We start from the raw sequence: 12,419 nt of genomic DNA on the forward strand, positions 1-12,419 counted from the left end.
AATTTTATGTCGTGAAAAAGATATTATTAAAGCAGTTAAACAAGTAAGTAATATGCCAACTGTACCTTGTGGTTGTCCAATGGAAGGATTCACAAGCAGAGATGCTATGAAAGACTTTTTAGCTGAAGCAATTTATAATCAAAGAAAAACAAAAATTGCTTATACTAACTTCTTAGTAGCTTTATTAAATGGTAAAGAATTTGATCTTTGATTTAAAAATGAAGATAATAGTATTAATCCAATTGATTTACGAGATCTTGGAATTAATGATGGTACTTATATGAGTACTAATAAAGTTAATAATACTAATAATACTAAAGAAGATGATAAGAAGTATTATGATGATTTAAGCGACTTTGAATCAGAAGATTAATCTAAATATGTTATAATTTAATTAGTCAAACAAACAAAACAAGTGATTTTTGAGACGACATCCCTCTTATAGGGTTGTCGTTTCTTGTTTAATTACGATATATGAAAGGTTTTCAATGGCAAAAATAAACTCAAAAGAATTAGCAGATTTAATCCCTTTAGTTGCTAATGATAAAGACCTTCCAGTTGAAGATGTAGCCCAAGTTCTTAAAGAAGCGTTTGAAAAAGCTTATCATAAGAATTCACCAGATGGACGATTTGAAGTTAAAATCGATTTAGAAAAAGGGACAATTGATTGCTATGAAATTTTCACTGTTGTTGAAGATGAAAAAAGCAATGATGAAACTCTTGAGACAGGGTTTGATGATATCGTTGAAATCCTATTAAGTGAAGCTAAGAAAATCAATCCAGATGCTAAAGTTGGCGATTTAGTTTATAAAACATATCCAATTGAAGAGATGAAACCTTCACAAGTTTTACAAATTTCTCAACTATTTAAACAACGAATTACTGAATTACATAATGCTAAAGTAGCTGATTATTGAAGACCCCAAATTGGAAAAGTAATTTATGCTAAAGTTGTAGAACAAAACGAACGAAGAATCAATAACACTAATCAAATCTATGGTTATCATATCCTTTTAGAAGATAAATGAAACACACAAGGGTTTTTATCTGTTAAAGAAAAAATTGGTGATGAAGAATTAAAACTAAACCATCTTTATCACTTTGTGATCAAAGATGTTAAAGAACAATCAAGACTTTGACCTGTGCTTTTAACAAGAAATGATCCTGATTTATTAGAAGCAATTATTAAAAGAGAAATCTTAGATGTGCGTGAAGGGGTTATTAAGATCGAAAAAATTGTTCGATCAGCTGGGATTAAATCTAAAGTAGCGGTAAGTTGTTATAATCCAAACATTAATCCAGTAACAACTATTTTAGGAATTCGGGGAAGTACTATTAATAGTATTTCTAAACAATTAAATAATGAACGAATTGATATTGTTCAATATTCTGATGATATAGTTACTTTTTTAGCTAATGCAATTGGGGTTGATAAAATTGTTAGTTTAATTTTTGATCCTAATGAACAAAATAGAGCTGTTACATTAATTACTAAAGAACAACATATTCCTTCAATTGTTGGACGAGGTGGGGTTAATATCCGATTAATTAGTAAATTAGTTGGTTATAGTATTGATGTTAAAAGTGATAAACAAGCTCATAAAGAAAACATTAGCTATACTGTCTTTGATCAAGAACAATTCCGTCGTCTTCGAATGCAAAACCTTCATAAGAACACAATGAGCAATGATGATGTGTTAGCAATTGTTGAAAACTATCGAAACGAAATCAATGCTCAAACGCAAGAAGAAGAGAGTTGTGAAACTGTATCAACTAATCATCAAGAAACTGAAACTAAACCAATCCAACAACCTGTTGTAGAACAAGAAAGTGAACCAATTGTAGTTGAAAACAATGATAGTGAAGCTGATGATGAAGATATTGAAGTATTAGAAGGTTTTGAAGATTTAATTGATTTAGAACAAAAATAAACAATGGCACAAATCATCAATTTAAGAACTTGTTTTTATACAAGAAAAAAATACCCACCAAACCAAATGGTTCGTTTTATAATAAAACAAGATGAAATCGATTTTAATTCATCAAGTGGGCGGGGATATTATTTAAAACTAGATAAAGATATGAACTTAAATAATGTTGCTAAAAAGATTACTAATTACTTTCATCTTAAAAGTTTTGAATCAACATTAGCAGTATTAGAACAATTAATAAAAGTTAATTAAGTTGAGTTAATAATTATCAGGAGGAAATATGGCAAAGAAGAATATTAAAAAACAAGTTAATTCCAAACCAAAGGATAACCGGATAGGGTTGGATATTAAAAAGCAAATGAAGCAAGTAGATGTTGGAGTTGTTAATGGTACATTTGTATTTACATCACCTCTTACAATTGCTGAACTTGCACCTAAATTAAACAAAAGTGTTAATGAAATCATTATGCGTTATTTCAAAAAAGGAATCGCATACAATCTAAACACAATTTTAAATGAAGAACAAATTGGTGAACTTTGTTTAGAGTATGATTTAGACTTTAAGATTGAAAAAAATATTAACACTGAAAACCTATTAGATAATATTTCCTTTGATGATGATCCTAAAGATCTTAAAACAAGAGCACCAATTGTTACAATCATGGGTCATGTTGACCATGGTAAAACAACATTATTAGATACAATCCGTAAAACATCAGTCACAAGTAATGAAGCTGGTGGGATTACGCAACACATTGGTGCTTATCAAGTAGTTAAAAATAATCAACCAATTACATTTATTGATACTCCAGGACATGAAGCTTTTACTGAAATGCGTGCTCGGGGAGCTAATTTAACTGATATTGTTATTTTAGTTGTAGCTGCGGATGATGGAATTAAAATGCAAACTGAAGAAGCGATTGACCATGCTAAAGCTGCTAATGTTCCAATCATTGTTTTTGTTAATAAAATGGATAAATATGAAGCTGATCCAAATAAAGTTATTCAACAGTTAGCTGGTAAAGAATTAGTAGCTGAAGAATTAGGTGGGGATACTGTTTTTATTAAAGGTTCTGCTCTTAAGAATGAAGGAATTGCTGAACTATTAGATTCAATTTTATTAGTAGCTGAACTTAATGAATATAAAGCAAACCCTAACCGTTTAGCTTATGGAACTACAATTGAAGCTAACTTAGATAAAGGTCATGGTCCTATTGCTACTTTATTAGTACAAAATGGAACTCTTAAAAAAGGGGATTATTTAGTTGTTGGAGCAACATATGGTAAAATCCGTAATATGTTTGATGAAAACAACAATGAACTAACTGCTGCATTACCTTCTAAACCTGTTAAAGTAACTGGATTTGATAGTGTACCAACAGCAGGTGATAAATTCTTAGCTTTAGATGCTGAAAAACAGGCAAGACAAATTGCTAATGATGTTCGTCAAAAAAATATTCGAATTGAACGTGCAATGGTTAATAACCTTGAACTTAAACAAAAGATTGCAGATGGTGAACTTAAAAACATCAACTTAATTATTAAAGCTGATGTACAAGGAAGTTTAGAAGCACTTAAAGGGATAGTAAGTGGTATTGAAATCAACGGAGCAACAAGTTCATTAATTCGTTCAGCAATTGGACAAATTAGTGAATCAGATATCCGTTTAGCTCAAACATCAAATGCTGTTATTGTTGGTTTTAATATTCGACCAAGTCGGTTAATAAAGGAATTAGCTGATAGTGTTGGTATTAAGATTGTTTCTTATGAAGTTATCTACAAGTTCAAAGAAGACCTTGAATCATGACTTAAGGGTAGTCTTGACCCAATTATTGTTGAAGAAGTATTAGGTGAAGCAGTTGTTCTTAAAATTTGACATCATTCACAAGTTGGAACAATTTGTGGATGTAATGTTTTAAATGGTAAAATTAAACGAAATGCTTTAGCTAGAGTAATTCGTGATGGTGTTGTTATTTATTCTTCAAAGATTGCAAGTTTACAACAAAACAAAGACCAAGCATCTGAAGTAACTAAGGGAAGAGATTGTGGTTTAACAATCGAAAACTTCAATGATATCAAAGAAAATGACATCATCGAATGTTATGCTAAAATAGAAAAGAAACATGATGAGGTAAATTAAAAACTATGGCTAGTGAAGTAAAAATAGGTCGGTTGGAATCATTAATTTTACAAACTTTAAATGAAACTATTCTTAAAGAAGTGCGTGATCCAATTGCTAAAAATGCTAGGGTAACTGCAGTACGATTAAGTAATGATTTATCAGTTGCTAAAATCTTTTTAGATACTAGAATTAGATCAACAATGCCAGATGTATTAGTTGCTATTAATAAGGTAAGTGGACTTTTAAGATCAAAACTTTCACAAGTTTGATCTGCTCACAAACTTCCTGAACTAAGATTTGTTTCAGATGAAACAATTGATTATGCTCAAAAAATTGATGCTTTATTTAAAAAGATAAAAGATGATGAAGAGCAAAATAAATAATCAAGTTACTAAAAAACATAAACCAAAACAAAATGTTTATGTACTTGATAAACACTTAAGAACTAAAAAGGGCTTAGTTTGATCTTGAAGCACTATTTTCGTAGTTCTTTTATTATTAAGTATTGGTTTTGGTTTATGTTTACACTTTTTAAATCCAATACATTTAAATTTACAAGAACAATTTATTATTGCTCAAAATGATGATTTAGTTAAACCAATTAAAATAATGGTTTATACTGGTTTTGCTCTTCTTTTTGTTCCTTTATTGTTTTTGTTAGGATGTTGGATTACAGGAATTAATGGTTTGCATGCTTCTGTTTTATTTCATGCATTTGTCTGGTTTTTCTATTCATTAGCTTTTTTATTATTCATCATATGTTTATGTTTGAATATTAGTGTTCATATTTATTACTAAATAAATAAGTAAGTAAATAAAATACCCCCTTTGTAGCTTCTACAAAGGGGATTGTTATTGTTTTAGTTTGTTTAAATGTGCTAAAGGTTTTATAATTAAATTAACAAATAATATGTTTTGTTAATATATTTAGTAGTTTACTACTAAAATAAGAACATAGTTATATTATTTTGTTTTAGAAATTAGTGTTATTAAAGGTTATTAAAAGATTGATGTATGAAAGCATTTTGAAATAAATTTAAAAAGCTAATAATTCCAACAGCTGGATTATTAGCTGCAACTAGTTTAGTAGCAGTTGCTTGTGTTAACCAAGATCAAACATCTGATCCATCTAAGTTAAATAACCAAGATCAAACAACTAAACCTAAAACTAATTATTCATTACAAGCAACAATTAAAGATATAACTACTAATTCAGCCCAACTATTAATTAATCTTAATAATAATAATAATACCTTGGATCCAAAAGCTAACTTATTTGTTGATTTAATTAATCTTAAAACTAAACAAACTAAAAAACTAACATTAAAACCAACAAACAATAGCTTTAAGCTGTTATTAACTTCATTACAACAAAACACTACTTATCAATTAACTAATTTCAAACTTAATGATCTAGTTTTTAAACAATCATTAGATTTTAAAACTTTAGAACAAACAATTAGTTTAAAAGAAGTTAAACATCAATATTTAAATAATGCTATTAATACTGAACTTATTTTTGATGATTTAAATCATCAACTTAACAACCAATTAGTTGAACTAGAATATGTTTCAAACGATCATTTATCTATTAAAACTAATCAATTAATTAAAGTTAATGATAATAAACAAGAAGTTAAAGTTAATGTATCATTTAATGATCTAGTTTTTAATCGAAACTGATCACTTAATAAAGTATTAATTAAAAATAAAGATGATATTAATCAAACCAAAACCTTTGATTTAACTAAATTTAAACTAAAACCAATTACTTTAGAACCATCTAAAACATTTGTATCTAAATATGAATATGATGGTAATAAACATCAACTAAAAGTTGATGTAGAAACTAAAGATCAATTATTTACTAATGATCAAATTGTTTTATTAACATTAGATAATGATCAAACAATTGAATCAAAAATTGTTGAGCATTCTAATTCAGCTGCTTCTGTTATTTTTGATTTAGCTAATTTAGCTAAAAATAAGAAATATATTACTAAAGCTATTAGTTTTAAAAACAAACCAGCTAATTTAGTTAAAAATGTTAATGATGATTTAAATAATAGTATTTATGATGTAGCTAAAGCTGATTTTAAAATTGAATTTAATAACTATCAACCTTTAAGTTATATTCAAAGCATTGAACTTAGACCATATTACACTAAAGATCATCAACTAGTGTTTGATACTACTTTATCAAACTTTAATAATAAAAATCAACCAGTTAATGTTATATTAGAATTTGTTGATCAAAATAATAATCCTGTTTATAGTGAACCAGTTCAAATAGAAGCTACTGAATTAAATAAAACAGTAGTTAAACAATTTAATCTTAAGATTGGATCAGAACCAATCCAAAACTTAAAATACACTTTTAAGAATGCTTGGATTATTGATCAAAATCAAAATAAAACATCATTCTTTGTTAATGCAGTTAATAGTTTAGCTAATACAGAATTTAAAGTAATTGAAAAACCACTTAATGTATTATTAGCTTATAATCAAATTGAATTTATAGAACCACAAAACAATAGTGTTGATTTTAAAGCATTAGTATTTGATAATGAGAATTTATTAAATGTAAATGATAAAGTAACTATTACTTTAGAAGATGAAAATAATAATATAAAAGAGTTTAGTGATAATTCAATAACTTTAGATAAAAACCAAAAATGGATTAGAGCAAAGCTAACCGGATTAAATAAAAACACTTCATATAAACTAAAGAGTGTGCTTGTAAATAGAATCCAAAGTAGTGTTCCTTATTCAATTTATTCAAAAGATCATGTTAATGAAGATAAATGATTTGTTCATCAATTCAAAACATTAGATCTAGAAGATAACAAACAACTTGAATACAATAAAGCTTATGAAACTAAGGCTTTATCTACTGATGAAATAATTAAGTATAATAAATTTAATACTCAGATAAAAGATCCAAGTCAATACAATAAATATTGAAATTATTTCATACCTGAAAATGATGTTTATAAGTATGCTTATGATATGACGTTTGCTCTTAGATATACAAAGACAACGCAACTTCAAAGAGGAAACTATAAAACTCAAAAAGTATTAGGAACAGGTTGAATTTTAGATTATGTTCACCCTAAAAATGATGAACAATATCCAACTACTTTCTTTATTGCTACAAATATCCATGTTGCAGGGCGATTCTTTTATTTAAAAAATGAAGTATATGACACTGCTACAGTTCCAAAAGCTCAAATTATAACAAGCAGACATCAAAGGGATGGTTTATCTGTTGCTTTTAGTGAGCATTTAGGCAATAGTTTAAGAAGATATGGTCGAAATGAAAATCTAAGTAGAAATCTTACAGAATATAAAATTAAAGACTTTGCTTTGTTATATATGGCAACTAATTTCTTAGATAAAAGTTATATGACTGCGTACAAACGTCACGCTGGTTCAGATCAATCAATAAAAATGTTACCTGATCATGCTAAGGATTTTGCTGTTCTTAAAATTACATTCGAAAATGAGCAACAAGCAAGACTTATTACTCGTGATTTCTATAATAAATACAAAAACACTCCACATAAGTTTGCTAAAGGTAGCTTATTAACAAATGATATTGATACTTTATTAAATAGAAAAGACTTTTATATTTTTGGGTATCAAGGACAAAAAGCCTACAATGATGTTTTTGCTCAAGTTCCAACAATTAATAAATCAACTAAAGACACTGATTTTACTACTGGTGCAAAACTAGAAACTAATCATATTAATGACAATTTATTCTTAAATAAATATGATCAAATTATTCCTGGTGTTAATAATGGAACAATAACTAACTATAGTTTAAACTTTAAAAAAGCAACAGGATATGAAGGATATAATGAATATTTTAATTTAATGTATTCAATTGCAGATAGTTCACTTAAACCTGGATCATCTGGATCAGCTGTATTAAATGCTAATAAAGAAATTGTTGGTATCCATTTTGCAATTGTTAATGAAACAGATACTGGACTAACAGAACCATTAATTTTTGAAGGACTTAGAATTAATGATGAACAAATTCTACCAGCGTTTGATTTAATCAATGGTGGAATGCCATATCAATTGACTTCATACAAACAAGCATTAAGAAAACACTTCTCTAATGAAAAAACTTGGTTATTTGATAAAGCTCCTGAATTAAAACCAAGACCAAATACATTCAGTAGAATTAATAGAAGATTTAATAGATTTGGATTAGACGATTTCTTCCCATTCTTTAATAACAGAAGTTCATCTTTAAACTACTAATAAATAATGTGATTTATAAATTTGTATTCATCAAAAATACATTAAAATCAAATTCTTGTTATAATATTGCATTGTTATTTAGAGTAATTACACTCATTAGTTTTAAATAAATATGGAATTACCTTGTTAATAAACAAAGAGGTATAAAAATGATTAAACATAAATTTAAAAATAAAAAACTAGTTGTTTTATTATCATTAGGTATGGTTGCTACAATTGGGGCAACTGCTATTTTAGCTAGTTGTAATGATAACAAAAATACGCCTGTTAAAAAGGTTGAAAACAAAAACAAGAATGTCACTGTTGAAGCAAATAAGAAAACAAATAGTGATGTATCTAAAAATCAAACTAATCAACCTAAACAAGATAATAACCAAAACTTAGAAAAGAATAATCAACAACTAACTCCTAAGGTTGAGAAGGATTCTTCAGAAGAGCCAATCAAACCACAAATTAATCTAAACCCAGATGATAAAAAAGATCAAAAAGATCAAAAACCTGAAACTGGCTCAAATCAAAAAGAACAAGGAACTCCAAAAGCTCCTGAAACTAAAAAAGAAGAATCAACTCCTGAAGTAAAAACCCCAGAACCTAACGCTTCTGAGCAAGATAAGAAACCAGAAGAAAAGCAAGAAGGAATGCAAGAAAAGAACGAAAAAGATTCTAAGGATTCTGGACAATCTAATAGTAAACAAGACGGTGAAAATTCAAGCCCGATGCTAGAAGAAAAAATGCAAGGTGATCAGGCTGATCAAGAACAAAAAGCTCCAGAAGAAAGAAGACTTACACGTGAAGAAGTTATCGATGGAACTAAAAAAATACTTGAATGAATGCTAAAAATGGAAAAAGATAAACAAATCACCGACGAACAAATACAGCATGGTTTTTATCAGGACACAGGCGCTGTTAAACCAGAAGATGTTTTTGAGGTTGATTTCAAAAAATTGTTTAAAACCGAAGACGATGATAAGTTAATGACTAGTTTTTTTGGTCCTGATTATAAAAATTCAAAAAATTTATTAATGGTTAAAATGGTAACTAAGACAATTTGAAGAGCGTATTGAGCACTACAGAGTAGAGAATTTTATGCTAATGATCCACAAAAAATCGCCGATACTATTTTAGCAAAAACTATTCCAAACTTCTTGAAGGAGAATAAACTTTTTTAAAGCATTCATAGCTAATAAAACGTTTAGCAAACCTAATAGGTTTGGTTTTTTATTCTCAACAACCCAAAGCGAACCCGCTTATTACTAAAATATTTAGCAAGATTAATAGACAACTCAACTAACTACAGAAATTATTCCCCAAAGCTTTATAAACTTTGTTTATATTACTTCACATTTTTTTTTTTTTTTTAGAATTTTGCTATTCGAGATTAGAGGAATAAAATATGAAAGCAAAAACTATCAAAATCTTATCTTTGATTGCTTTCTGTGCAGTACCAATAGCAGCAGTTGCTGTTGCATGTAAAAAATCACAACCAGAAAGTAAACCGGAAAAAGGTTCGAATAATACACAACAAAATCAACAAAAACAAGTAGCTCCTGTTAAAACAACATATAGTGTTACCTACGGTTTAAATGATGACCAATCTTTTGTTCAATCATCAAAAACATTTGTAGATCAAGTAAATGAATTTGCTAACAAGAAGGGTGACTACATTAAATTTGATGTTAATGTTAAAGGTGTTAAAATCAACAAACAATTTGAAAGAGAACAATTCCTTAATAATGAATTAAAGAAATTCCAAAACTTCGATTTCAAAAAAGATTTAATAACTAAACCAGAAAAAGATGATATTAATGTTGCTTTTGAAAACTCAGCTGAAGCGAAAGAAGTTAAAGAAGTTTTAGAAAAAGAATTTAACAATTTCTATGTTCCTATTCAGTGATTCGAAAAAGATTTAAAAGAAGCTATTGAAAAAGTTGATAAACGTGTTGGTTTAAACATAACTAAAGAGAAAGCAATCCAAGATAACAAATTAAATGAATACAATCAAGTTGTTAAAATGATTAAAGATTTCTTAGCTAAATACTTTGTTTCATTTAGTGAAGATTTAGAATTTACTAATATTAACCAAAATATTAGAGGTGGCTGATCATTAAATATTGATTTAAAAAATACTAAAACAGGTTCTTCAACTGGTAATATTAAATTAGACTTCAAAAAGCCGGATAAAAAATTATCAAATAAAGAAATTGATGCTAAAAACGAAGAAGCTTCATTTGCTAAAAAAATGGTTCAAAAAATTCTTGATAGATTAGACAACACATTCATCGAAAATATTCCTAAAACTTTTTATTTAATTTTATTATTAGATGATAATAACCAAGTTGCAGCTAAACTATCTGAAGTAATCACTAACCAATCATACAACTTCATTAAAAACAAAATACCATTCATAAACTATAAATTTGTTGAAAAGTTCGCTAAAAAGATCATAGCTAAACAAAGTAAGAAAGTTTTAGATTTACTTCAAAACAGAATTAAAAGAGCTCAATCTTAATTAATGTTTAAATAATAATTAAAACTAATCCAAATAGTTGGTACAAAGTCCAATTAAAGGATTAGTTTTTCTTATGTATTATTAATTTAAAAGACACTAAATAACAATAATCTAACTATCAAAGATACTTACATCTTTATCTGTAGTATCTGTATTAAACTTTAAAGATTTGTTTTTAAGATCAATGATATGGTATTCATTATCTGAAATTAAAACTAACTTATCGATTTCAACATCTCCTTTAGTGTTTTTTCTATCATCTAGATTAGCACCAAAGTTAATTTGTTCATTGGTGTTATTAAGCACCTTATGTTCTATATTAATTGGAAAATCAACTTTGAAATAATTAATATTTTGTTTAGAGTTTTGAATTAATAAAACAGCTTTAGGATCATTATTAAATCGTTTATCAAGGTTTTTACCAGTAATAGTTACAATTAAGTTCTTAACTATTTGCTTATTATCTTTATGATATTGGAATTTTAATTCTTTAAGTTCTAGTTTGTTTTCATCAAGTTGAGCTGTATCAACTTTTTTAACATCTCTACTAGCATGAAAGATAGCATTTTCTAAAATAGATTTAGCTTCGTTATATTTATTTGCAACTTTGTTGCTTTCATCTTCAAAACGTTGATCAAAATCTTTGATTTTTGATTCAAGTTCATTTTTAGCATCAATATAAATTGGTTTATTAAGGTTGTTTAAAATATATTGATTGGCATCTATTTTAACTTTGATAAAGTCATTAAATGCTTGTAATTTAATTTCTTGATCTTTGTTTGTAGCTGTTTGTAAAATAGAATCTAATTCTATAAGAGAATCAGTGTTTATTGCTTGGTTTTGATACTCTTTGATTTGATCTTGTTCTAAGTTTTTTAATAGACTAATTGAATCTAAAATAGATTGTTTCTTAGTTTGTATTTCTGTTAGTTTTTGATTATTAGCAGTTTTTTTGTCTTGATCTAATTTTTTAGCTATAGTTAAAATAGTATCTATTTCATTGATAGTTTTTGTTTTATCAAGTTGTTCAATGAAATTAGCTTTTTCTTCTTTACTTAAACTAGATAATTCATTAATAGCTATTTTTGAGTTGGTTTGTTTAGTTTGTAGTTCTTTGTCTTTGTTATTTTTATTGTTTTGCTTGCTAATTACAAGACCAGTAGTTAAACCAATAATTGATGAAGCTACTAATAAACCAACAACAGTTCAAATGACTGCTTTCTTAGTTTTTAATTTACTCATATCTAAATCCTTATTCTAATTCGATAATAAGTTTTTAATACTATGATTCCATTTAAATATCTAAAAATTATAATACAAATTAGCTAACTAAAACTAAATTAATTGATAGGTTTAAATTAATTTGTAATGTTGTTTAGATAAGTTGCTTAGGCTGTTTTAGCTAATAAAGGGTTAGTTGGAAGAGTGTTTTTGGTAGGGGTAGTTAGGTAATAGATTAGTAGGAGAAGAAATTAAAAGGTAAGAAATTGAAGAGATTTATAAGCGTGAATACAAAGAAATAAGGAGGATTTTTTATATCTCTTAAAACACTTTTAACCGGAACATTTGCCTAGAAAGTCCC

The 12,419-nt window shown here is 27.2% G+C and carries 9 protein-coding genes and 1 pseudogene; 9 read left to right on the top strand and 1 reads right to left on the bottom strand.

The annotated features are described in order from the left end of the window. From UDIV_RS04630 to UDIV_RS03910, 9 genes and pseudogenes are all read left to right on the top strand, one after another. Positions 1-373: pseudogene (locus tag UDIV_RS04630) on the top strand (hypothetical protein); the annotation flags it as partial. A 115-nt stretch (positions 374-488) separates the two neighbouring features. Further along, positions 489-1,931 carry a transcription termination factor NusA gene (nusA, locus tag UDIV_RS03875; RefSeq protein WP_051749542.1) on the top strand — a complete coding sequence of 481 codons (1,443 nt, stop codon included), beginning with the start codon at positions 489-491 and terminating at the stop codon, positions 1,929-1,931. 3 nt (positions 1,932-1,934) lie between these two features. Then, positions 1,935-2,183 (top strand): DUF448 domain-containing protein, encoded by a 249-nt coding sequence (locus UDIV_RS03880; protein ID WP_038103590.1) that lies wholly within the window; start codon positions 1,935-1,937, stop codon positions 2,181-2,183. A gap of 28 nt (positions 2,184-2,211) precedes the next feature. Beyond that, positions 2,212-4,071 (top strand): translation initiation factor IF-2, encoded by a 1,860-nt coding sequence (gene infB, locus UDIV_RS03885; RefSeq protein WP_038103593.1) that lies wholly within the window; start codon positions 2,212-2,214, stop codon positions 4,069-4,071. A gap of 5 nt (positions 4,072-4,076) precedes the next feature. After that, on the top strand, positions 4,077-4,436 hold the full coding sequence (rbfA, locus tag UDIV_RS03890) for a 30S ribosome-binding factor RbfA (protein ID WP_038103596.1): 360 nt from the start codon (positions 4,077-4,079) through the stop codon (positions 4,434-4,436). After that, entirely contained in the window at positions 4,417-4,851 is a 435-nt protein-coding gene (locus UDIV_RS03895; protein WP_051749544.1) for a hypothetical protein, read from the top strand. Before rbfA ends, UDIV_RS03895 begins: the two co-directional genes overlap by 20 nt. Before the next feature lie 216 nt (positions 4,852-5,067). Next, entirely contained in the window at positions 5,068-8,328 is a 3,261-nt protein-coding gene (locus UDIV_RS03900; protein ID WP_038103599.1) for an MIP family Ig-specific serine endopeptidase, read from the top strand. 149 nt (positions 8,329-8,477) lie between these two features. Continuing rightward, entirely contained in the window at positions 8,478-9,497 is a 1,020-nt protein-coding gene (locus UDIV_RS03905; RefSeq protein ID WP_038103601.1) for a Vmc-like lipoprotein signal peptide domain-containing protein, read from the top strand. A 224-nt stretch (positions 9,498-9,721) separates the two neighbouring features. Further along, positions 9,722-10,837 carry a hypothetical protein gene (locus UDIV_RS03910; protein ID WP_038103604.1) on the top strand — a complete coding sequence of 372 codons (1,116 nt, stop codon included), beginning with the start codon at positions 9,722-9,724 and terminating at the stop codon, positions 10,835-10,837. Positions 10,838-10,948: 111 nt separating this feature from the next. Here the strand turns inward: UDIV_RS03910 and UDIV_RS03915 are convergent, their stop codons facing one another. Next, positions 10,949-12,079, bottom strand: a complete 1,131-nt coding sequence (locus UDIV_RS03915; RefSeq protein WP_038103607.1) for a GA module-containing protein — start codon at positions 12,077-12,079, stop codon at positions 10,949-10,951. Between the last annotated feature and the right edge of the window lie 340 nt (positions 12,080-12,419).

This window comes from Ureaplasma diversum NCTC 246 (genome assembly GCF_000731915.1).
In the GTDB taxonomy this organism is placed as follows: Bacteria; Bacillota_I; Bacilli_A; order Mycoplasmatales; family Mycoplasmoidaceae; genus Ureaplasma; species Ureaplasma diversum.